This window comes from Salipaludibacillus aurantiacus (assembly GCF_900111295.1).
In the GTDB taxonomy this organism is placed as follows: Bacteria; Bacillota; Bacilli; order Bacillales; family Salisediminibacteriaceae; genus Salipaludibacillus; species Salipaludibacillus aurantiacus.
Genome location: NZ_FOGT01000003.1, coordinates 113217 through 136136 on the forward strand (window position 1 = coordinate 113217; position 22920 = coordinate 136136).

Annotated in this window: 23 protein-coding genes; 16 read left to right on the forward strand and 7 right to left on the reverse strand. The window is 41.3% G+C overall.

What is annotated here, in order from left to right:
* Positions 1 to 121 precede the first annotated feature (121 nt).
* The gene (sda, locus tag BMW59_RS04435; protein ID WP_093047904.1) at positions 122 to 277 is read left to right on the forward strand and encodes a sporulation histidine kinase inhibitor Sda; all 156 of its coding nucleotides are present in this window, start codon (positions 122 to 124) and stop codon (positions 275 to 277) included.
* A gap of 26 nt (positions 278 to 303) precedes the next feature.
* Here the strand turns inward: sda and BMW59_RS04440 are convergent, their stop codons facing one another.
* Positions 304 to 528 (reverse strand): hypothetical protein, encoded by a 225-nt coding sequence (locus BMW59_RS04440; RefSeq protein WP_093047906.1) that lies wholly within the window; start codon positions 526 to 528, stop codon positions 304 to 306.
* A gap of 336 nt (positions 529 to 864) precedes the next feature.
* Here BMW59_RS04440 and BMW59_RS04445 point away from each other — a divergent pair, with 336 nt between their 5' ends.
* From BMW59_RS04445 to mnhG, 7 genes are read left to right on the forward strand one after another with little or no spacing between them, the layout of a single operon-like run.
* Positions 865 to 3288: a Na+/H+ antiporter subunit A gene (locus BMW59_RS04445; RefSeq protein WP_093047908.1), complete on the forward strand. Its 2424-nt coding sequence runs from the start codon at positions 865 to 867 to the stop codon at positions 3286 to 3288.
* A complete protein-coding gene (locus tag BMW59_RS04450) occupies positions 3285 to 3710 on the forward strand; it encodes a Na(+)/H(+) antiporter subunit B (RefSeq protein ID WP_093047910.1) in 426 nt (141 codons plus the stop codon). The genes BMW59_RS04445 and BMW59_RS04450 overlap by 4 nt, the downstream gene beginning before the upstream one ends.
* On the forward strand, positions 3710 to 4048 hold the full coding sequence (locus tag BMW59_RS04455) for a Na(+)/H(+) antiporter subunit C (RefSeq protein ID WP_093047912.1): 339 nt from the start codon (positions 3710 to 3712) through the stop codon (positions 4046 to 4048). Before BMW59_RS04450 ends, BMW59_RS04455 begins: the two co-directional genes overlap by 1 nt.
* Complete coding sequence (locus BMW59_RS04460) at positions 4041 to 5525, forward strand: Na+/H+ antiporter subunit D (protein ID WP_093047914.1); 1485 nt, start codon at positions 4041 to 4043, stop codon at positions 5523 to 5525. Before BMW59_RS04455 ends, BMW59_RS04460 begins: the two co-directional genes overlap by 8 nt.
* A gap of 5 nt (positions 5526 to 5530) precedes the next feature.
* Positions 5531 to 6007, forward strand: a complete 477-nt coding sequence (locus BMW59_RS04465; RefSeq protein WP_093047916.1) for a Na+/H+ antiporter subunit E — start codon at positions 5531 to 5533, stop codon at positions 6005 to 6007.
* Complete coding sequence (locus BMW59_RS04470) at positions 6007 to 6288, forward strand: Na(+)/H(+) antiporter subunit F1 (protein WP_093047919.1); 282 nt, start codon at positions 6007 to 6009, stop codon at positions 6286 to 6288. The genes BMW59_RS04465 and BMW59_RS04470 overlap by 1 nt, the downstream gene beginning before the upstream one ends.
* A complete protein-coding gene (gene mnhG, locus BMW59_RS04475) occupies positions 6269 to 6622 on the forward strand; it encodes a monovalent cation/H(+) antiporter subunit G (RefSeq protein ID WP_093047922.1) in 354 nt (117 codons plus the stop codon). The genes BMW59_RS04470 and mnhG overlap by 20 nt, the downstream gene beginning before the upstream one ends.
* 86 nt (positions 6623 to 6708) lie before the next feature.
* On the opposite strand, the gene BMW59_RS04480 is transcribed toward mnhG, so the two are convergent.
* The 4 genes from BMW59_RS04480 to BMW59_RS04495 all read right to left on the reverse strand — a co-directional run bounded on the left by BMW59_RS04480 (position 6709) and on the right by BMW59_RS04495 (position 11502).
* Positions 6709 to 8055: a (Fe-S)-binding protein gene (locus BMW59_RS04480; protein ID WP_093047924.1), complete on the reverse strand. Its 1347-nt coding sequence runs from the start codon at positions 8053 to 8055 to the stop codon at positions 6709 to 6711.
* Positions 8052 to 9464, reverse strand: a complete 1413-nt coding sequence (gene glcD / locus BMW59_RS04485) for a glycolate oxidase subunit GlcD (protein ID WP_093047926.1) — start codon at positions 9462 to 9464, stop codon at positions 8052 to 8054. The genes BMW59_RS04480 and glcD overlap by 4 nt, the downstream gene beginning before the upstream one ends.
* A gap of 109 nt (positions 9465 to 9573) precedes the next feature.
* Positions 9574 to 10707 (reverse strand): CdaR family transcriptional regulator, encoded by a 1134-nt coding sequence (locus BMW59_RS04490; RefSeq protein WP_093047928.1) that lies wholly within the window; start codon positions 10705 to 10707, stop codon positions 9574 to 9576.
* 6 nt (positions 10708 to 10713) lie between these two features.
* A complete protein-coding gene (locus BMW59_RS04495) occupies positions 10714 to 11502 on the reverse strand; it encodes a phosphatidylserine decarboxylase (RefSeq protein WP_093047930.1) in 789 nt (262 codons plus the stop codon).
* 118 nt (positions 11503 to 11620) lie between these two features.
* On the opposite strand from BMW59_RS04495, the gene pssA reads away from it, so the two are divergent.
* The 5 genes from pssA (at position 11621) to deoD (ending at position 17197) form a co-directional block, all read left to right on the forward strand.
* Complete coding sequence (gene pssA, locus BMW59_RS04500; RefSeq protein WP_093047932.1) at positions 11621 to 12160, forward strand: CDP-diacylglycerol--serine O-phosphatidyltransferase; 540 nt, start codon at positions 11621 to 11623, stop codon at positions 12158 to 12160.
* A 77-nt stretch (positions 12161 to 12237) separates the two neighbouring features.
* A complete protein-coding gene (locus tag BMW59_RS04505; RefSeq protein WP_177174180.1) occupies positions 12238 to 14832 on the forward strand; it encodes a CBS domain-containing protein in 2595 nt (864 codons plus the stop codon).
* A 189-nt stretch (positions 14833 to 15021) separates the two neighbouring features.
* Positions 15022 to 15567 (forward strand): peroxiredoxin, encoded by a 546-nt coding sequence (locus BMW59_RS04510; RefSeq protein ID WP_093047936.1) that lies wholly within the window; start codon positions 15022 to 15024, stop codon positions 15565 to 15567.
* A gap of 113 nt (positions 15568 to 15680) precedes the next feature.
* The gene (locus tag BMW59_RS04515; protein WP_093047938.1) at positions 15681 to 16130 is read left to right on the forward strand and encodes a TlpA disulfide reductase family protein; all 450 of its coding nucleotides are present in this window, start codon (positions 15681 to 15683) and stop codon (positions 16128 to 16130) included.
* A gap of 356 nt (positions 16131 to 16486) precedes the next feature.
* Positions 16487 to 17197 carry a purine-nucleoside phosphorylase gene (gene deoD, locus BMW59_RS04520; protein ID WP_093047940.1) on the forward strand — a complete coding sequence of 237 codons (711 nt, stop codon included), beginning with the start codon at positions 16487 to 16489 and terminating at the stop codon, positions 17195 to 17197.
* 50 nt (positions 17198 to 17247) lie between these two features.
* Here the strand turns inward: deoD and lplA are convergent, their stop codons facing one another.
* A complete protein-coding gene (gene lplA / locus BMW59_RS04525; protein ID WP_093047942.1) occupies positions 17248 to 18234 on the reverse strand; it encodes a lipoate--protein ligase in 987 nt (328 codons plus the stop codon).
* A gap of 150 nt (positions 18235 to 18384) precedes the next feature.
* Between lplA and BMW59_RS04530 the strand changes: the two genes are divergently transcribed.
* From BMW59_RS04530 to BMW59_RS04540, 3 genes are read left to right on the forward strand one after another with little or no spacing between them, the layout of a single operon-like run.
* Positions 18385 to 19899 carry a spore germination protein gene (locus BMW59_RS04530; RefSeq protein ID WP_093047944.1) on the forward strand — a complete coding sequence of 505 codons (1515 nt, stop codon included), beginning with the start codon at positions 18385 to 18387 and terminating at the stop codon, positions 19897 to 19899.
* A 15-nt stretch (positions 19900 to 19914) separates the two neighbouring features.
* Positions 19915 to 21021 (forward strand): GerAB/ArcD/ProY family transporter, encoded by a 1107-nt coding sequence (locus BMW59_RS04535; RefSeq protein ID WP_093047946.1) that lies wholly within the window; start codon positions 19915 to 19917, stop codon positions 21019 to 21021.
* Positions 21018 to 22130 (forward strand): Ger(x)C family spore germination protein, encoded by a 1113-nt coding sequence (locus BMW59_RS04540; RefSeq protein WP_093047949.1) that lies wholly within the window; start codon positions 21018 to 21020, stop codon positions 22128 to 22130. Before BMW59_RS04535 ends, BMW59_RS04540 begins: the two co-directional genes overlap by 4 nt.
* A gap of 51 nt (positions 22131 to 22181) precedes the next feature.
* On the opposite strand, the gene sigK is transcribed toward BMW59_RS04540, so the two are convergent.
* A complete protein-coding gene (gene sigK / locus BMW59_RS04545) occupies positions 22182 to 22904 on the reverse strand; it encodes an RNA polymerase sporulation sigma factor SigK (protein WP_093047951.1) in 723 nt (240 codons plus the stop codon).
* Positions 22905 to 22920: the final 16 nt, after the last annotated feature.

Genomic DNA, 22920 nt, shown 5'->3' on the forward strand with positions numbered 1-22920 from the left:
ATACTGCGAATCTATAAAAGCATGACTTGCCGGTAAACGAGTGTATCATAAAAAACTCTCACCTTTAACAGACCCTGGTTATAAAAAACGAAGTCGCGTTTATTAAGAGGAGGTAATATTAATGAAAAGGTACGGAGCATTAAGTGATTTGTCGGATGATTTGCTGGTAGAAACATATGAAAAGGCAAAAACTTTAAATTTAGCAAGTGATTTCCTTCTTTTAATAGAGATGGAAATAGACCGCCGCTCCATATATAACAAAAAGATCGATTTATAGAGCAGGATGATTGCAGGTTATAGATTTCAATCACTCTGCTCTCTTCCTTTTTCAGATATAACCTTAATATACTGGCGCGGTTGGAACCTGCGGCCTTCTGTAAAGGTTTGAGCCCCCGCTCCTCTGAAATCTTCCTTAATGGTCTGCCTTTCAACGATCTCCTTTGTCACAATAACATGGCCGGCAGCGCCTCCTGCAAATATAACAAGAAAGATACTTGATAGAATTACGTACTTTGTTTTATTTTTCATCCGCCCAGCCTCCTTTCTTACTAACAGGTTGGTACGGATGCTTTTTTTTTATACCTTTTATAAAACACGTAATAAGCTTTAGAAGAGAGTGGTCACCCGTTTACAGGCAGACGTTATACAGATTAAAAAAAATTTTTTACGCATTTTGTTTAGTTCCTTCATATTTAAGTATTCAAAATAAAACCAGGACGCGTTTCGCCTAAAGGATGCAAGGGTAGCTATTTTATATTATAATTTTATTTGGTTTCATACACGGGACTGGATGAATATTTGTGCATGTGAAAAAAATCAGCAAACGCCCTGTTTCATAACCAGATATAAAAGGAGGTTAATCACTTGTCAACGCTTCACTTAGTAGCTTTAGCTCCATTTATAATGGCGATCTTTATCCCTTTCTTTTATTTTAAATTTCGTCATATTCATACAGGATGGTTTATTTTACCATTGCCGCTTATCCTGTTTATTTATCTCATTCAGTATTTACCTCTTGGAGGAGGCCCAATGGAAACAGTGGAAAGATCTGTTCCATGGGTGCCATCATTAGATATTCACTTTACAGTCTTTCTGGATGGTTTAAGTTTACTATTTGCTCTTTTAATCACCGGTATCGGAACATTGGTGGTGCTATATTCCATTTATTATATAGCTAATAAGAAAGAAGAGCCTTTAAACAATTTCTACGTATATTTGATGATGTTTATGGGTGCGATGTTAGGCGTCGTCCTATCCGATAACCTCATTGTCATCTATGTTTTCTGGGAATTAACAAGCCTGGCTTCATCCTTGTTAATCGCATACTGGTTCCATAAAGAAAAATCCCGCTACGGAGCTCAGAAATCCATGCTGATTACGGTTACAGGCGGTTTTGCTATGCTTGCTGGTTTTTCTTTGCTTTATATGATGACAGGCACATTCAGTATCCGTGAGATTATTACTTATGGCGATGCGATAGTTACCAGTCCGCTATTTTTGCCTGCTATGATTTTAATCTTACTGGGAGCCTTTACTAAATCCGCTCAATTCCCATTCCATATCTGGCTGCCGGATGCGATGGAAGCTCCTACACCTGTAAGTGCTTATTTACACTCTGCCACGATGGTAAAAGCAGGGATTTATTTAGTAGCCCGGTTCACCCCGGTCTTCGGCGGTGCGCCTGAATGGTTTTGGATCATAACGGGTTTTGGTCTTTTCACATTACTGTGGGGGTCAGTCTCTGCTGTAAGACAAAAAGACTTAAAAGGAATACTTGCTTTTTCTACCGTGAGTCAACTTGGTTTAATCATGAGCCTGCTCGGTTTAGGTTCCGCTGCTGTTCACTTCGATGTGGTGGATGGACAGTCCCTTTACACTGTCGCAGTGCTGGCAGCCGTGCTGCATCTTATTAACCATGCTACCTTTAAAGGAAGTTTGTTTATGGTAGTCGGAATCATTGACCATGAAACAGGAACAAGGGACATCCGCAAACTTGGCGGCCTCATGACTATTATGCCGGTTACTTTCACTATTTCTTTAATTGGTATAGCGTCAATGGCCGGTTTACCGCCATTTAACGGTTTCTTAAGTAAAGAGATGTTCTTCACAGGAACACTTAACAGCACAACGTTAGATATTTTTAATGTCCAGACTCTCGGTGTTATCTTTCCTGCTGTCGCCTGGATAGCAAGTATCTTTACGTTTGTTTACTGCATGATTATGCTCTTTAAGACATTTACCGGGAAGCATCATCCTGAAAGGCTTGAAAAAGAAGCTCACGAAGCGCCTGCAGGAATGCTTATTTCCCCTGTTATTCTCGCTTCGTTAGTAATTATATTCGGCTTTTTCCCGAATTTATTAGCGTATACTATTATAGACCCTGCCATGCAATCTATATTACCTGGACTGCTCGAGCCAGGTGAACAATTCTATGTAAACATTTATCATTGGCACGGCCTCAATACAGAATTGTTTATGACTATGGGAGTGGTGTTCTTTGGGTCTATGATTTTCCTGAATCTGCGAAAATGGCAGGAAACAACCTTTTATCTCAAAGAAAGAGATCCGCTCAACTGGTTCTATGACAGTGGGCTTGTAGGTTTAATAAAAGGTTCTACTGTAGTTAATGATGTACAGATGACCGGACGGTTAAGAGACTATTTCACTTATATGTTCACCTTTCTCGTTCTTGGAATGGGATATATGCTCTGGAATACAGGCGCTTTAGCTGTCGATATGGCTAATACAGCGGACATTTCCATTTACATGTACATTATTACATTGTCACTTGTACTTGCCACAGTGGTCATTCCTTTTGTCTCAAGCCGTATTTCTGCTATTGTACTAATGGGTGTTATAGGTTTTCTCGTTGCTTTGCTTTTCGTAGTTTTCAGAGCGCCTGACCTTGCTTTGACGCAGCTGCTAGTGGAAACAGTCATGGTTGTTCTGTTCCTGCTTGTTTTCTATCATCTGCCTGAATTAAAGAAAGAAACGTTTAAACCTGCTTTCAGGCTTACAAATCTTGTGATTTCAATTGGTGTAGGGCTTGTAGTGACATTAACTGCACTGAGTGCGCATGCATTGAGCTATGAAAACCCAATTAGTCCAATATCAGATTATTTCGTTGAGAATGCTTATGCGCTGGCCGGCGGGAATAACATCGTAAACGTTATTCTAGTTGACTTCCGTGGACTCGATACCTTACTGGAAGTACTTGTTCTCGGGATTGTCGGTCTCGCCGTTGTTGTCTTAATTAAATTTAAAGCCAAGAAAGGGGAAGACGTATGAAGAATACACCGGTTCAACTGCATGTCATAACCCGAATCGTTGCGTTTATCATTCTGGCTTTCTCTGTCTTCCTTTTCTTTGCAGGCCATAATAATCCAGGGGGAGGATTTATCGGAGGGCTGATGACTGCTGCCGCCCTCGTCCTGCTCTATTTAAGTTTTGATTTAAAAACTATTAAACGCGTGATTCCGTTTAATTATTCGAAAATAATCGGGGCCGGTCTGCTCATTGCGATTCTTACCGGGATTGTAGGGATGCTTTTCGGCTTTCCGTTTCTCACACAGTTTGATGAGTATTATCATATCCCTCTTTTGGGAGAAACACACGCTGCATCGGCCCTTCCCTTCGACCTCGGGATTTATCTGGTCGTAGTTGGATTTACACTGCTCGTAATTCTTACAGTTGCGGAGGATGATAGCTGATGGAAATTTTAATGATCTTAACAGTCGGCGTCCTCTTTACTGTGGCAACGTATATGATACTTTCTAAAAGTATGCTCAGAGTTATCATTGGGGTTGTTATTTTGTCACACGGAGCTCACTTACTCTTTCTGACTTTGTCAGGTCTTAAACAGGGAGCTCCTCCTTTATTGGGAGAAGAGGCGTCTGCCTATACCGATCCGCTGCCGCAGGCACTGATTCTGACAGCAATTGTTATTGGATTCGGTATCACTGCTTTTATGCTCGTTCTGGCCTATCGGACATACAAAGCACACAAAACAGATAACTTAGATGAATTAAGGGGAACTGAAGATGAATAATTTAGTCATTCTGCCAATACTCATACCATTACTCATGGGTGTCATACTAATCTTCTTCAAGGACTCTAAAAGTGTTCAACGTACAGTGAGTGTCATCAGTGTCGGACTGATGATTGCTGTATCTGCATACCTGACGTATATGGTTTATACAGAAGGTATTCAGACTACCGAATTAGGGGACTGGCCTGCCCCGTTCGGAATTGTCCTTGTAGCGGATTTGCTGTCAAGTTCACTGGTGGCCCTGTCGAGTCTTCTCGCACTTGTCTGCTTGTTTTTCGCATACCAGACTTTTTCGGCTGAGAGGGAAAGAAACTATTTCCATCCGTTTTTCCTGTTCCTGATGGTCGGGGTCAACGGTTCCTTTTTAACAGGGGATTTATTTAACCTGTTCGTCTTTTTTGAAGTAATGCTTATTTCTTCCTTTATTCTGATTTCTATGGGAAGCAAGCAGTATCAGCTTCGTGAATCCTTAAAATACGTTATAATTAATACTGTCTCATCCATGTTTTTTGTCGCTGCCATTGCCTATATATACGGAGTGACAGGCACGTTAAATATGGCTGACCTGGCCGTTAAAATCGGCGAACTGGAACAGACAGGTGTAATCTCTGTCATCGCTGTATTATTCCTGTTTGTATTCGGAACTAAAAGTGCTATTTTCCCGCTTTATTACTGGCTTCCCCATTCCTATTTTGCTCCGCCGGCGGCTATCGCTGCGTTATTCGGGGGGTTATTGACTAAAGTAGGGGTATACACAATTATGCGGACGTATACACTTATCTTCCCGCATGATCAGACTGTCTTTCAAATTTTGTTAATTTTCGGCGGGCTGACAATGTTTATTGGAGTACTTGGAGCAGTATCCCAGTTTGATTTCAAACGGATTCTAGCTGTTCATATTGTCAGTCAGGTCGGCTATATGATTATGGGTGTAGGAATCTTCACTCCTTTGGCTATTGCAGGGACATTCTACTTTCTTGCCCATAACATTATCGTTAAATCAGCCCTGTTCCTGTTTGCAGGCGTAGCGGAAAAAATTACCGGCACCTCCCATCTGAAACAGATGAGCGGTTTGCTTAAAACACACCCTTACGTGGGTTGGCTTTTCCTGATTACTGCCCTGTCATTAGCGGGAATTCCGCCATTAAGCGGATTTTTTGGTAAATTTGCTTTAATTATAGCTGGTTTTGATGCCGGAAATTATTTCGTCATTGCTGTCAGTTTAGCTACTGGCGTGTTAACCCTGTTTTCAATGATGAAAATATTTATGACCTCGTTCTGGGGAGAAGTAAAAATGCCTGACCCTCAGGCGAAGGATAAAAAGGTTGGGTCATTACTGATCCCTATCCTTCCGCTCGTCGCTTTAACTATTCTGTTAGGGGTGGCTGCGGAACCATTTATGCAGTTTTCTTTAGAACTTGCTGAGCAGCTCATGGATCCATCCGAATATATTAATTCTGTGCTTAATAAGGAGTAGTTGCCATGGCCTTTCAAATTTTATTAAACATCGGATTAGCTCTGATCTGGATGCTGTTAAGAGCTGAATACACCATCTTAGAGTTTATAATTGGTTACATCGTAGGGCTCGGCCTTTTGTTTGTATTAAGGCGTTTTCTTCATTTTGATTTTTATTTCCGCCGAATTGCGGCTTTTATCAAACTGATTTTGCTGTTTTTCTACAAACTTATTTTATCGAACATCGATATGATAAAAATTGTTCTTAGTCCTAAAATGGATATCCAGCCGGGAATCATTGCGGTTCCTACAAAATTACGGACTGACTGGGAAGTAACTTTACTTGCCAACCTGATTTCCCTCACACCTGGAACTTTGACTATGAATTTTTCTGAAGATGGCAGAACATTGTACGTGCATTCCATTCACGTCCCTGATAAGGAAAAGGCAATAAAAGAAATTCACGAATCTTTTGAGAAAGCAATTATGGAGGTGACTCATTAATGTTAACTACAGTGGCTCTTATCGTCTTAATATTAATGGCTCTCTCCATACTGGTCTGTACCGTGCGTGCCATTCTCGGTCCCAGTATGTCAGACCGCCTGGTCGCATTGGATACAATCGGAATTAACTTAATTGGCTTTACCGCTATATTGCTGCTGGTCCAGGATACAGTCGCTTATACGGAAGTTGTACTGGTCCTTGGAATTCTTGCATTTATAGGATCGGTAGCTATTGCGAAGTTCATTGAAGGGGGTGTGGTTCTTGACAGAGATCGTCATTAGCATTTTGCTTTTAATGGGAGGCGGTTTAAGCGTACTTGGCTCTATTGGGATAGTCCGTTTGCCTGACGTCTACGGCCGGCTTCACGCTGCCACTAAAAGTGCCACACTGGGAGTTATTACGATTATACTCGGAGTTTTTCTCTACTTTCTCTTTTATCACGGTCTATTTGTCGGAAAACTTCTGTTAACCATCGTTTTTGTATTTCTGACTGCTCCTGTTGCCGCATTTATGATTGCGCGCTCGGCGTATAACGTAAAGGTCAAAATGTGGGATAAAAGCATACAGGACGACCTGGCGGAGGCTGAAAAAAAACTAAAGTCACGTTCTAAATAAAATGCCGGGACTAAACCTGGTTAAAAAGAAAGGCTCTCACCGATTTGGTGAGAGCCTTTTTCTTTTTTTTGTGAGGTCGTTTCCTGTTAAGCTTTTTGTAAAGACTTTTCTCCGTATTTTACCGCTTCAGCAAGCAAGTCCACGATATGAACCGCCCTCATGCTGTCACGTTTCCCCTCTCTTTCAACTCCTGCTTTCATTTGGAGCAGGCAGCCTGGATTGGCTGTTACTATAGTTGCCGCTTCTGTCTTCTCTACATTAGCCATCTTATGGTCTAAAATCTGCATCGACATTTCCTGTTCAATAATATTATAGGTACCTGCTGATCCGCAGCACTGGTCAGCTTCTTTCATTTCCATATAGGTGACACCTTTAATCGATTGCAGAAGCTTTCTCGGTGCAGCTGCCGTCCTCATCACATTCCTTAAATGACACGAATCCTGATAAGTCACTACCTGCGGGTCAAGCTCCATTTCAGGGAGTCCGGCATCATACAGTATTTCAGTAATATCCATTACTTTATCCGAAAAGGCTTTTGCTCTATCTTTCCAAACAGGTTCTTCTTTTAGTAAATAGTCATATTCCACGAGAAGGGCTCCACAGCCTCCAGCATTAGAAATGATATAATCAAAATCCCCTTCTTCAAACGCTTCGATGTTTTTCTTAGCGAGTTCTTTTGCAGTATCTTTCTCTCCACTGTGGGCATGCAACGCCCCGCAGCAGTTCTGTGTTTGCGGAATAACTACTTCGCAATTAGCTTTCTTTAATAAATAAAGAGTGGCATCGTTGGTCTCCATAAACACCGTATCCATTAGACAGCCGGAAAAGAAAGCCACTTTCTTTTTCACTGCGCCTTCCGCTTCTATATGCTCCGGCCGGTTCTTCATTTTTAAAGGAGATGGAATAGCGGGCAGCACTTTTTCCATTGTACTCATGTTTTTCCCTGCTATTCTCGTCATATTTGTCGCTCTCGCCAGCTTTTGTACGCCGCTCTTCTGGTAGAACCACATCAGGCTGTTGAGGGTCCTCATTCTGTTCTGATGAGGGAAAACCTGATCAAAAAAGAACCTTCTTACAAATTTCACAGGTAGAGAATGCTTCTTCTTTGCTTGAAGAATATCACGTGCTTCTTCAAGGAGGTGGCCGTATTTAACACCTGATGGACAGGCCGGCTCACAGGCCCTGCACCCTAAACAGAGGCTTAATTGATCTTCAAAATCTTTATCAGGCTCCATTTTGCCGTCCACTACAGCTTTCATAAGAGCGATTCTTCCCCTTGGGGAGGCCGCCTCATCCCCTCCTGTTTCAATATACGTCGGACATGAAGGCAGGCAAAAGCCGCACCTCATACAATTTAACAGCTCATCATAATCCATTTTTGACTGGAAGTCCTGAACAATTTGGGTCTTCCGCTTACTATCTTCTACACTCATCTCTGTACCACCACCCGTTTACGTGCATCCTTTGCAAACACTTTGCCAGGGTTCATGATGTTGTTTGGGTCAAAGGCCTGTTTTATGGCGCGCATCGCTTCTACCCCAGCTTCTCCTACTTTCCAGGAAAGATATGGGGATTTCATGACACCAACTCCATGCTCCCCGGTAATTGTGCCACCCATATCAATTGCTTTTGCGAAAATATCTTCAAAGGCCTGTTCCACACGCTGCATTTCATCTCGGTTTCTCGCATCAGTCATACATGTCGGATGAAGGTTTCCATCCCCGGCATGCCCAAATGTGCAAATTTTAACGTTATATTTATCCGCTATCTCTTCAATGGCTTTAACCATTTCTGCAATTTTTGACCGCGGTACTGTCGCATCTTCTAAAATAGTAGTAGGTTTTAACCTTGCCAGAGCCGACAAGGCAGATCTTCTGGCAGAAGTCAGAGCCTCGCCTTCTTCCGGAGATTGAGCTATTTGTACAGAAAGCGCATTTGTTTCTTCACAAATTTCCGCCATCCTCTGAATGTCCCTTTCTACTACTTCCTCTGGTCCGTCTTGTTCAATGAGCAGGATAGCACCTGCTTCAGTCGGCAGACCTATATTGGCAAAATCCTCGACCACCTGAATTGTAGGCTGGTCCAAAAATTCAAGAGTGGCTGGGATGATTCTGTTTGAAATAATTTTTGAAACGGTGTTTCCGGCTGCTTCCAAACTGTCATATAAAGCAAGCATCGTCTTTTTAGTTTCAGGGACCGGGATAAGTTTCAAAGTCGCTTCAGTGATAATTCCCAGCGTCCCTTCTGAACCTACCATCAATCGGGTTAAATCATAGCCGGCCACGTCTTTGGCCAGCTTACCACCGGTTTTTACGATACTTCCATCTGGCATCACGAATTCGATCCCAATCACATAATCACGGGTGACACCATATTTCAGCCCCCTTAGACCGCCTGAACATTCATTAATATTTCCGCCGATAGTTGAAATCTTCATAGAAGAAGGATCCGGCGGATAAAACAGACCTTTTTCTTCGACCGCTTTTATCATATCCAGTGTAATGACTCCGGGCTGGACAGTCACTGTAAGGTTTTCTTCATCAATTTCAATAATATCTTTCATATAATTAAAGAGCATCACAAGACCGCCTTCAAGAGGAGTCGTGCCGGCACACAAATTCGTTGCCGATCCTCTTGGAACAACAGGCACTTTATATTCGTTGCACACTTTCACGATTTCCGCTACATCCTCTTTATGCCGAGGCTTGATCACCGCATCAGGAAGAGCCTGATAATCGGGTGTCGCATCGTATGAATAGACAATTAAATCCTGCTGCGAATCCAACAGGTTTTCCCGTCCCACAATTTTCTCAAGTTTACCCCTGACTTCCTTATTTAACATCACATTCTCCCCTTATTGTTGTAATAACTTTATTATAAAAAAATAAAACGCTTACAGATATGTAGATTTGTACAAATCTTTTCGCTGTAAACGTTTCTAATTTGTATGATCATTTAATTTCCTGATAAAAAGATAAAGCCATATACATAGCAACAAGTGAATCGGCCTCTTTTACCGATTTTCCGGTTAATTGGTAAATTCTTTTAAGCCTGTAATGAAGGGTATTGATATGAATATGCTGGGCTTCTGCTGTTTCTTTTATGCTCATATTATGGGAAAGATAATACATTAACGTTTCCATCAGCTCTTTATCATGAATAATTGGCCCTAATACTTCTTCAATCAACTCTTTTCTCGTATCATCTGTTATTTCAGCAAGCGCCATATCCAAGGGCATTTCATCATAAAAAGTAACTCTTCGCTGTTTTTTGGAAACTCTGAGAGCCTTTTTCGCCCCTTGATATGATTTATACAGCCGGGCAGGGTCTTTGCTCATTTTTCCTGCTCCTATGTAAATGTTTGCTTTCCTTTCGCGCAGCAATCGGCGCTGGAATTCCAAAAGTTCTGTTTTAAAAGTGTTTAATGAAAATCCCGGCTCGGTGTGTTTTAATAAGGCAAATCTGCCATTTCCCCATCGGACGATTATATTATCCCTGCCTTTAGAAAACTGGCCCTTTATCTCATCCATCATTTCACTTTCAAGCATTTGAATTTGACGCTTATCTGTTTGTATATGATCCAATTCAAATAATACACAGAATCTCTCATCAAAGATGGAGATCCCGAGAATTTCTCCCCGCTCCATAAAGTCACTGTCAAGATGTTCAGAGTGCACCCATTCGTAAACAAACGTTTCAAGGCCGCGTGATTCAGATTCCAGCCTTTCACTCGAATAAGCTTCCTGAATAATCAGCTCAGTCATTCGTTGGATAACCTGCCCCATTCTGACCACTTTTTCAGGCTCTCCCGTTATACCTATCACTCCAATGGCATGTTTGTCTATAATTATTGGAAGGTTTAACCCGGCTTTAACACCTTCAAGCCTTATGACATCTTTTTTAGTAATAATAAACTGTTCTTGATTAAATACGGCAATCTGTGCCCCTTCATGAAACTTTCCAATTCTTTGTACATCACTGGCAGCAATAATGATTCCCTTATCATCTGTTACAATCACTTCTTCGTTGACAATGTCAGTCACCTCTTGGACAATTCTTTGTGCGAGTGAGGACAGTAATTTCATCGTTCGTCAGCCCCTCCACACACCAATTGTTTCTCCCTGTTTTACCGGTGTGACTTTACCTTTTAATTCTTCCTTTATTGCCACAGTACCCGGTTCGAAAAGGAGCACCACACTTGAACCAAAAGAAAAGTAGGCCATCTCTCTGCCTTTTTCAACAACTGCTTTGTCTACGTGAACCGGATGAATGCTGTTGACGTTTAAAGCCCCTACTTTTACGACAGCCATTCGTCCCCCATCGTGCTTCATTTCGGTAACCAGTCTGTAATTTGTTGCTAAAGGTTCTTTTCCAAAGTTAAATCCTAAGGCGTTTACAGGTTCAGAATACTTACCGAGAGCCCAGCGCCTTACAACAGTTCCATAATAAGGGGCGTGAATTCTGTGATAATCTTTCGGCGACAAATAAAAAACGCAATACTCTCCGCCTGCATAACGGTTAACTGCCTCCTCCAAACCAAGCATCGTTTTCAATGAATGCTTCTTCCCTTTAACAGGAAAAGACATATCTTCAGTGACAGTGCCTGCTTCCGAGATTACTCCATCAACAGGACTCACCACATCATTTTCCATTTCGGACAGCTGCCGGGCGCCCTCTTTTAATTCCCGGCTGAAGAAATCACTTAGCGATTTATAATCGGAATATGGCCGTGCCAGTTCTTCTTCATTAATTCCAAAAGTTTTAGAAAAAGACGGGATCAGAATCTTGCTCACTCTCTTATTAGTAAACTCTTTAATGATTGAATTATAAAAAGAATTATTAGTTAATCCAAGCATAAGCCGGTAAAATTCTTTTTTCATATTGTCCATCCTTCCTTTCATATGCGTTGTCCCGTATAGTTTCATACCACAAAATATGGTATAATTTATCTCTATTGAAGTATTTTGGCCTTTTTAAAAGAACATAGGGAGTGATCTCATGATCCTTTTTCAGCACCTTGTTGATAATACAGTTAAGCGCTTTCGTACCCAGGCTGCAAATGTGTTAACAATTACCAACCTCGGTTTCGGAGGTTTTGCCATTCTCTTTGTTCTGGAAGGCCAGCTCGGTTTAACTGTAGCATTTATTTGTCTCGCCGCCATTTTAGACTTTCTCGACGGAAAAGTTGCCAGAAAAATGAACATCGAATCGGATGTTGGCAAACAGCTGGATTCGTTATGTGACATGATTTCTTTCGGTGTAGCCCCTGTCCTCCTGGTCTATCATTCCACCCTCCAGGATTTCGGGATGCCCGGCTCAATGGCTGTTATTATATTTATTGCCTGCGGCGCCATCAGACTTGCCCGCTTTAATGTCAGTGAGCAAAGCGGTTTCTTTATCGGACTGCCCATCACAGCCGCCGGCTGTCTTTTGACATTAAGCTATTTATTTAAAGTAACGGCCCCTCCTGTCATGATGTTTATTATTTTAACATTATCTCTGCTTATGATCAGTCATTTCAAGGTAAAAAAGGTGTAAAATCATTCGTCTTCCTCCCAAGGGAGACGAATTTTAACATTAACCGGTATAACTTATAATGATGGAGGATGAACACTATGCAAGTGATCGTATCTCATACTAATTTAGACTTTGACGGGCTCGCTTCCATGATCGCTGCTAAAAAACTGTATCCGGAAGCCGAAATTATTATGCCTTCCAAAGTCTCTTCCGAAGTCAATCACTTCCTTGCTATCTATAAAGACACCTTTCCCTTTAAACGTCTCAAAGATACAGACTGGGAACGTGTAGAGGAAGTCATCATGGTAGATACAAATTCGCCCAACAGGCTTGGGGATATCCGCCAGCACCTTCCCCATAGGGTGAAATACGCCGTCTATGACCATCACCCCGAAACAGAAGAAACCGTACAGTTTCACGAAGGAACAATTGAAAAAACAGGCGCTGCCGTCACTATTCTTTCTGAACTGATTAAAGAAAAAAACTTGCCGGTTTCGCCTTTTGAAGCCACTGTTTTTTCTTTAGGGGTATATTCTGACACCGGCGCCTTTACATATGACCACACGACCTCACGGGATTTATCAGCTGCTGCTTTCTTTCTTGAGCAGGGAGCCAACTTAAAAGTAATTGACCAATTCCGTGAATCTTCTTTAACAGAAGTCCAGCAGCAGCTCTTTCAAAAACTGCTCGATAACAGTGAAATCACTTCTGTAGATGGAGTAGATATACTAATAGCCTCTCATCGGCAACCTGATTATACCGGCCACTTAGCACAGGTAACCCGGAAACTTCTCCAGGTTACTGGAGCGGATGCCGCTTTCTCCGTAGCAGAAATGGGTAAAAAGACGTTTGTAACTGCCAGAGTGGTGAGTGAACGAATTAATGCACTGCCGGTTATTCACATGTTCCATGGCGGCGGACATGAAAAGGCAGCTTCAGCTACGATCAATAACCAATCCTCCAGTGAAACTGTGCAAACCATTAAAGAAAACCTCTCTCTTATCGTCCGGCCATCGCTTACAGCGAAAGACATGATGTCAAGTCCGGTTAGGGTCGTGGCCCCTGATACGAGCATTGAAACAGTTTCTAAGATGCTTTACCGGTACGGACATACAGGGTTTCCTGTTGTAGAAGATGAGAAGCTGAGAGGCATTATTTCACGCCGGGACGTAGACAAGGCGCTTCACCACAAACTCGGCCACGCGCCTGTTAAAGGATATATGAGCCATAACCCTATTGCTATTGGACTTTATGAGAAGATTGAAACAATTCGTGAGTTAATGATTGAAGACCATGTTGGCAGGCTCCCTGTGATAGACAATGGAGAGCTGGTAGGAATAGTGTCCCGTACAGACGTTATTCAAGCTATGCACGGCAAGACCGGAGTCAATCTTTCCTATTCTTCCCGTTCCGCTCTGCCTCTGAAGCGGCAGATGACTGAAACGATGAAAAAATACCTTTCGCCGACTATCTTTCAGCTTTTAGAATTAATAGGTGAAGAAGCCGGGTATCTGTCTATGAGAGCATACCTTATTGGGGGAATGGTTCGCGACCTGATGCTTGAAAGAGATAATGAGGATATGGATATTGTAGTGGAAGGGGACGGTATTTCACTTGCCCTTCATTTACAGAAACTTTACGGAGGGAAAGTACGTAAACACGATGAATTCCGCACTGCCACCTGGAAACATCCATCGGGATTTAAAGTCGATTTAACAAGTGCCCGTACAGAATACTATGATTTCCCGGCCGCTCTGCCAAAAGTAGAACTCTCTACGATTAAAGAAGATCTTTACAGAAGGGATTTTACAATTAACGCAATGGGGATATGCCTTAATCAGGAGGAATTCGGAGAATTACTTGATTATTTCCATGGATATGAAGACCTTAACAAAGAAAAGCTGAGAGTTCTTTATAACTTAAGTTTTGTAGAGGATCCCACGAGAATCTTAAGGGCCGTCAGGTTTGAAAGCCGGTTTAATTTCTCCATGGATGAACAAACTGAAAGACTGGCTGTTCAGTCTGCCAATAATCTTCTGTCAGTTTCTAAACCGAGATTATCAAGTGAGTTGATCAGACTTTTCACTGAAGAAAATGCCTCTGAGGGCGTAAAGAGGATGCGGGAACTTACCCTCAATAAGTACCTGCTTACAAGGCCGGGTGATGACGAACCTGTACAAAAGCGTATTGATTGCATCTACTACTGGCATTCAGTTTTTAAAGAGGAGGGCATTGCTGTAAACCGTTCTATCTGGATGGCCTACATGTTTTCTTTAACGACAGGAAGGGTAAACGACGAAGTAGACCTCGAAGGGTTTTGCCTGACTAAAGAAGATGTCAAAACGCTAAACGATCTTTATAATTTGCTGGTCAGCCATCAGTCCCGTTCCATTGATCCTTCTTTACCAATCAGGGATATCCATGTAAACCTTGCAACGATGAAACCTGAACCTTTATTTGGCTACTTTGCAATAGAATTTCCAGATCATAATGAAAAGTTGTTTAACTATTTGCTCACTCGAGAAAAGCTAACAAGAAAAGTTGACGGCAATGATCTGAAAAAACTGGGCCTCAAGCCGAGCCCGTATTTCAAAGAAATTCTACTTGAGGTAGATATAAAACAATTGGAAAACCCTGAAACCAGTAAAGAAAAACTTATTGAGTGGGTTAGTCATAAGTTTTTAAACAAGTGAGAATTCTAGGCTTTTATTGAGAATAAATATGACTAAGCATTTCACTTGCCCTCTGATTACCTCTTTATTTATAATAGTTTCTGAATGAAATTTAAAGTGAATAATTTCACTTGACATGAACTTTCATTCATGTAAAATATAATTTGTATAAAGTAATAATAATTATTAAAAACAAGGAGAGATTTTATTATGTCAGACAAGCGTATGGTTGCTAAACAGGCTCCAAGGTTTGAAATGGACGCTGTAATGCCAGATAAAGAGTTCAAAAAAGTTTCTTTAGAACAAAACATGAAGAATGACAAGTGGACAGTGCTCTACTTTTACCCAATGGATTTCACATTTGTATGCCCAACGGAAATTACGTCTATCAGTGACAGATTTGATGAATTTGAAGACTTAGATACAGAAGTAATCGGTGTATCTACTGATACTGTGCATACTCACCTTGCATGGATCAATACAGACCGTGATGACAACGGACTGGGTGATTTAAATTACCCTCTTGCAGCAGATACAAATCACGCGGTAGCCCGCGATTACGGTGTCCTTATTGAAGAAGAAGGCGTAGCTCTCAGAGGATTGTTTATTATCAGTCCGGAAGGCGAGCTTATGTACTCTGTCGTGAACCACAATAATATTGGACGCGACGTTGACGAGACTCTCCGTGTTCTCCAGGCTCTTCAGACAGGCGGCCTTTGCCCGGCAAACTGGAAGCCTGGACAAGCCGTACTTTAAGACACGACTAAATTAAAAGACAAGAGAATAAAATCGTCCTGGTTGGGCGATTTTATTCTGTATGATACAGCATATCCAGAATAAACATTAAAACAGAAAAAGGAGTGTCCTGTATGAAACTTCGTGAACAAATGCCTGAATTGTCCGGTGCCACAAAATGGTTAAACGATGAAGTGACAAAAGAGGATTTAATCGGTGATAAGCCAACACTTATTCACTTCTGGTCAGTAAGCTGCGGCTTATGTAAAGAAGCAATGCCTGATGTAAATGAGTTTCGTGATGAATATGAAGATGAATTAAACGTTATTGCTGTTCACATGCCGCGATCTGAGAAAGATTTGGATATGAGCGTCATTGAAGCTACCGCTCAGGGACATGATATTACTCAGCCAATTTTTGTAGACAGCGAACACAAGCTTACCGATGCGTTTGAAAATCAATATGTACCAGCCTATTATGTTTTTGATAAAGATGGCCAGCTTCGGCACTTTCAGGCCGGAGGCGGGGGCATGAAAATGCTTCGAAAACGGGTTAACCGCGTACTTGGAGTTGAAGCAAAATAACTAATAGCACTTCCCGGACGATTGACTCGTTCCGGGTTTTTTTATACCAGCTGGGCTGTCAGCAAAAAATAGTAAAGTCGCTATTTCCCGTTACAATATACTTTGCATTTTTTGTTTACTATATGGTACGTTTAATTTAAACAAGGCTCTGTTAAAGTCTGTTAAAAAATATTCTCTGTATCACAGCGCAAAAAATCCGCCAAATTTCTGAAGGAAAGATTATCAGGGAAAATTCAATAAACATTCTTTTGAGGGTTAGCACCCTACTCTGCAGGAGAAAAAGAAAAAGTAATACGGAGAATATGACCAGCTTAACATTACCTTGTAGAGACATGTTTGCAGAAAGGATGATCATAATGAGTGTACATATTGGAGCAAAAGAGGGAGAAATTGCAGAATCTATTTTACTGCCCGGAGATCCGTTACGTGCAAAGTATATTGCTGAAAACTTCCTTGAAGACGTGAGCTGCTATAACGAAGTAAGAGGAATGCTCGGCTTTACAGGGACTTACAAGGGTGAAAGGATTTCTGTTCAAGGCACAGGTATGGGTGTGCCATCTATTTCTATTTATGTTCATGAATTAATTAACAGTTATAATGTTAAAAATCTTATTCGCGTTGGAACATGCGGAGCAATACAGAAAAATGTTAAAGTCCGCGACGTTATTCTGGCAATGAGCGCTACATCGAATTCAGGTGTGAACAGACACCACTTTAATGGAATCGATTTTGCTCCAACTGCCAACTTTGATTTGTTAAAAAGAGCTTATGACGGTGCTACTGAGCACGACTTGAATGTAAAAGTAGGAAGTGTATTTACAAGTGATGTCTTTTATAATGAAGATAAAAATCTTATTCCACAGCTGGCTGAACATCAGGTTCTTGCAGTGGAAATGGAAACTTCCGCTTTATATACAATCGCTGCCCGTTTTGGTGTCAAAGCTTTATCTGTATTGACAGTAAGTGACCACATTATTACAGGCGAAGAGACAAGCTCTCAGGAACGTCAGGAAACGTTCAATGAGATGGTTGATGTTGCTCTCACAGCTGCCGTTTCAGAGAAATAAACTGCTAAACCGCCGCCTTTTCTGACCAGAAGAGGCGGCGGTTATTTTTATCAGTAAATAAGTTCAATAAACCCTTCTCTCGGAATTCTTCCGAAATAATACGTCATATCAAGATTGGCTAAAGCTTCATGAAGAGCATTCTTCTCATATTTTACTTCTGTAAGCATTTCCTCTACTTCGCTTACATCTCCTACTCCGAAAAAATCTCCATAAATTTTACATTCCTTAATATATCCCTTAGACACATTTAAGCGAATATCGATAGTGCCGGCCTCAAACCTTTTTGACCTCTGCAGATCAAATTTTGGGGACTTTCCGTAGTTCCAGTCCCAGTTCCTGTACCGTTCTTCAGAAATTTTTTCTATACCTTCCCAGTCCTCATCGGTCAAGTGATAAGTGTTCACTTCCCCGCTTGCAAAAATGTCTTTAAGTAAGATTTCTTTCAGTTCATTAACAGTCAGTTTTGTTTCCAGAAACTCATTAATATTGGCAACACGGCTCCGAATGGATTTAATGCCTTTCGAACGGATTTTTTCCTCATTTACGTTCAGCGCATCCACTACTTTTTCAATTTCCGAATCTAATAGCAGCGTACCATGACTGAACATACGGCCTTTAGTGGTATATTGGGCGTTTCCGGAGATTTTACGCTCTCCGACATGAATGTCATTCCTGCCGCTCAGCTTAGCCTCTACCCCCATTTTCTCGAGCGCACGTATAACCGGCTCGGTAAACTTCTTAAAGTTTGAAAAACTGTCCCCGTCATCTCTTGTAAGAAAACTGAAATTCAAATTACCTAAATCATGATAAACTGCTCCTCCCCCTGACAGGCGGCGAACAACGTGGATACCATTTTTATCCACGTATTCTTTATTAATTTCTTCTATTGTATTTTGGTTTTTTCCGATAATAATCGAAGGCTCATTGACATAAAAAAGCAGATAGGTGTCGTCAATTGGAAGATTTCTCAGCGCATATTCTTCGATAGCGAGATTAATTCTCGGATCAGTAATGTTTTCGTTGTCAATAAATTTCATAAGTTTGCCTCCTCATCCTTGGTCATTCGTCATTATCTTACCACACATCTCATTTAAAAATTAAATGGTTTACCTGAATGACACTGAATGTATAAGTTTTTCCAGTTACACACACATTACTAAATAGTTTCTGTTTAAAGGGGGAAGACGATGAAACTTTTAAAGTGGTTTAAGAGAGATAAAAGTAAAACGGATAATGACAGGACGAATCCTGTCATCACTGATTATGAACTTCCTCCATATCCAGCAAAGGAAGATATGGCTGAGAATAAAGTCTACCTTAAAGAGACACTCAACTACACAGAAGATTTAATTGAAAAACCTTTTACAATAGACGCACATACGTGTTCAGTCATGTTTCTCGAGTCTTTGACTGATGAAGAGAAAATGGAAAAAAACCTCTACAGCAAGTTAAATCACGTCCATTCTATTGAGGCCCTTGAAGATACATTAAAGAATATGGATGCTTCGAAGCTCCTGCACGTATCTGAAGCCGTGCCGCATATACTGGCTGGAAAATGTCTGTTGTTTATTGACGGGCTCGATTACTGCTATACGTTAAATACAAACAAAATTATCCTGAGAGACATCGGACAGCCTGAAAATGAACAGATTATCCGCGGCGCCCATCAGGGCTTTGTCGAATCATTGATGGTTAATATCTACCTGCTCCGGCAGATGGTTCAGCATCCACAGTTAACGATTCGTTTTAAAAAAGTCGGAGAGAAAAAGAATACAAAAGTCTGTATTGTCCATGTAGAAGGAATAGCTGATAAAAAAGTACTGAATGAAATTGACAGGCGGCTTTCGAAAATAGACTCTGACAAACTAATAAGTTCAGGCGTGATTGAAGAATATCTGGAGGATTTTCCTTATTCCCCGTTTCCCCAGTTTATGAGTACCGAACGGCCGGACCGCTGTGCACTTAACTTACTGGATGGAAAAATCGTTCTTTTTGTAGAGGGAGAAGGAACGGCTTTGCTCCTCCCAATGAGCTTCCTGTCTTTTTACCAGTCAAACGATGATTATAACAGCCGCTGGTATGCGGGTACTTTCTTCCGGCTTCTTCGCATGTTCAGCTTTGTTACGTCAGTGACCTTGCCGGGCATCTACATTGCTATCATCAGTTTCCATTTCGAAATTATTCCGTACGGGATGACATTTGTCATAAAAGACGCCGTGGAAGAAATTCCTTATCCACCTATAGTAGAAGCCTTTTTCATGGAACTGACATTAGAACTGATAAGGGAAGCAGGGGTCCGTCTCCCAAGCCCGATCGGTCAGACCATTGGAATTGTAGGAGGTCTTGTCATTGGGGATGCCGTCGTAAATGCCGGGTTCGTTTCCAGTGTCATGATTATTGTAGTAGCTTTAACAGCTATTTCTTCATTTGCTGTACCGGCAAATGAAATGAGCATGTCTGTCCGGCTTCTCCGCTTTCCTATTATGATTATGGCGTCTCTGTTAGGCTTTCTTGGCATCGTATTTTGTTTAAATATTTACCTTATACACTTATGTAAACTTACAAGTCTTGGAAAGCCTTACTTTTATCCGTTTGCTCCTTTTCATTTTAAAGGGATTCTAAAAGACGTTTTACGTTTCCCGCATACAAAAACAACCTGGCTGAATCTGGATAATGAGCAAAATAATAATAATCAAAAATGAAAGTTGAGGAATGATATGGAACCGTTATTAAATAACCGTATTTCAGCCAATCAAATTTTCTTTCTTATTGTCCAGACACAGATCGGAATAGCCGTGCTTACTCTTCCTGCCCGCGTCTTCGCTGAAGCAGAGTGGGAAGGATGGATTTCTATTCTCATCACGGGAGGAATCATTCAAAGCCTTTTAATACTCTATATTTCTCTTATTCATCGTTTTAAAGACCACACGTTTTTTACAATGACGAGAATTCTTATAGGAAAACCGCTGTCAATCCTGGTGAATTTTTTATACTTTTTATATTTTCTGACAGTGACGATTCTTATCCTTACTCTCTATTACCGGACGATTGCTTCATGGCTTTTTCCGGAAACACCTAAGTGGATCATTATGGCGCTTATCGTCAGTGCGGCTGTGTTTCTTGTAAGAGAAGATATACATATCATCGCAAGGTTTTATACGCTTGTTTCCGGTTTACTGATCCTCATTATCGGCGTCCAGTTCACAGGGTACACGGCCGCACACCCGTTATATTTGCTTCCGCTCGGCCATATTAGCTTAGCTGATTACTTAAAAGGTGCAGACGCTTCCCTCCAGTCGATGCTTGGCTTTGAACTTATTCTGTTTATTTACCCATTTATTCAGGCTGCTAAAAAAGACATTACGAAGGTCTCTTCTTATGCGATCTGGTTTACGACTTTCGTTTACGTCTTTACCTCTATCACGGCTTATTTGTTTTTCAGTCCTGATGAAATTGTACTCGTCCCAAATCCTGTACTCTACATGCTTAAAGCATTTTCTTCCCCGGTCATTGACAGGCTTGACCTTATATTTATATCTGTTTGGATTATTTCAGTAACCACTTCGTTAATGACTTATTTATTTTTAGCTTCACAATACACCCAGGTGATTTTCAGTTTAAAAAAACGGAAAAGCACCGTATTTTATTTAGGGGTGCTGATTTTAAGTATTGCTCTCTTCTTCGAATCAAACGAAGCGATAGATACTTTATCCGAATTTGTAGGAAGTGTCAGTTACACCTTTATTGTTTTTATTCCTGTGATATTGCTGATAACTGCCCTGATCAGAAAAAAACCGGCGCGCGGAAAGGAGAAGGCCTCATGAAAGTGGTTTTAACTGCCTTGGTTATTTTTATTGTTGTATTAAATACCGGATGTTGGGATTCCAGACAGCTTAGAGACATTACAGTTGTCAAATCAGCGGGATATGATACTGATGACGAAGAGCAGCAAATTGAGGTAACCTTTTCTTCACCTATTCCGGAAAAGTACAGGACAACAGAAAGAGCCCAGATCGTTTCTGCTTTAGGGCACACCCCCCGCAATGCTCGAGATAACCTGGAAGCAGAAGTTTCCGAAACTCTTGACTTAAGTAAACTGAGGGTGCTGATGATTGGAGAAGAGCTGGCAAGTAATGATCTTTATCCCCCGCTGGATGTCCTGTACCGGGACCCCCGGTCCGCTTTAGCCGCCAAACTTGTGATCGTAGAAGATAAAGCTAAAGACCTTGTGGATTTACGACTGGAAGACCGGCCGAGAACAAGTGAATTGATTGCAGAACTCATAAAGGCTGCTGAAGAAAAAACAATGCTTCCTATTACCAACATTCAATTGATCTGCCCTCCCTTGTTCGACCGCGGGCAGGATGCCATGATCCCTTATTTGACAGTCGAAGAAGGGAGCCCTCATCTTGCAGGTGTTGCCCTGTTTAATGACAAACAAATGACGGGAACTTTGTCTGAAAGAGAAACAACAATGCTTCTCTTAATGATGGACCAGCTGCAGCAAACAGCTTCACTTACCGAAAAAGTCCACAGCGACAGAGAGAATGAATTAGAAAATTATGTGACCATTGATGTAGAAGAAGTTAACAGAAATTTAGACGTCACTGTAAATCAGGCAACCGGTCAGATCGAAGTGCCGCTTAAATTAGGATTATTCGTCAATGTTATCGAATATCCGTTAGACGACTTGGACAATGAGGAGAAGTTAAATGAATTAAGCGCTCTGCTGGCTGATAATTTCACGGAAAAGTTTCAAGAACTGACAGAAAAGCTTAAGGAGAGCAATTCAGATATCATAGGCATAGGACGCAGGATCCATGCTTTTCATTATCCTTTCTGGAAAGAAATTGAATGGAAAGAAGTCTATCCCGAGGTGGACTTTCAAGTGGAGGTAACTGTTGAGATCGTCAGGCACGGTATTATATCTTAACACCAATAAAAGAAGAAAGCCGTGGCTCTCTCCTTTTATTTCCGGTGCCGCTTATCCATCCTCTTTTCTCAACACTGCTTTTTGATGTCTGTAAAATTCATGGAAGAGCTTCATCAACGCTCTTTTCTCAATTCTCGATACGTAACTTCTGGAGATTCCAAGCTGTTTAGCAATTTCCCTTTGCGTTTTTTCTTTTTTCAGGTCCAGTCCGAAACGCCCGATAACTACCTCTTTCTCCCGGTCATCAAGCACATGAATGTATTGATAAATCTGCTTTTTTTCCATTTTTAACTGAATCTGCTCAGCCAGATCTTCAGTATTCGCCTGCAGGACATCAATCAGGCTGATCTCATTCCCTTCCTTATCCTGGCCGATAGGGTCATGGAGCGAGACATCTTTACGCACTTTTTTAAGCGCACGCAGGTGCATGAGGATTTCATTCTCAATACACCGTGCGGCATAGGTTGCCAGTTTTGTGCCTTTTCCTGATGAATAGCTTTCGATTGCCTTTATAAGGCCGATCGTACCGATGGAAATGAGGTCTTCCGTGTCTTCTCTCGTGTTTTCAAACTTCTTGACGATGTGGGCCACCAAACGCAAGTTATGTTCAATTAGCAGATTACGGGCGTGTTCGTCTCCTTCTTTCATCAGTTCAATGTATTTCTTTTCTTCTTTTTGGCTCAGCGGCTGCGGAAACGCATTGTTTTTAACAAACGAGACAAATACAAGCAATTCTTTGATAAAGTGCGTGACGGCTGCCAGAATAGTTGACATGCTTTCACACCCCCTC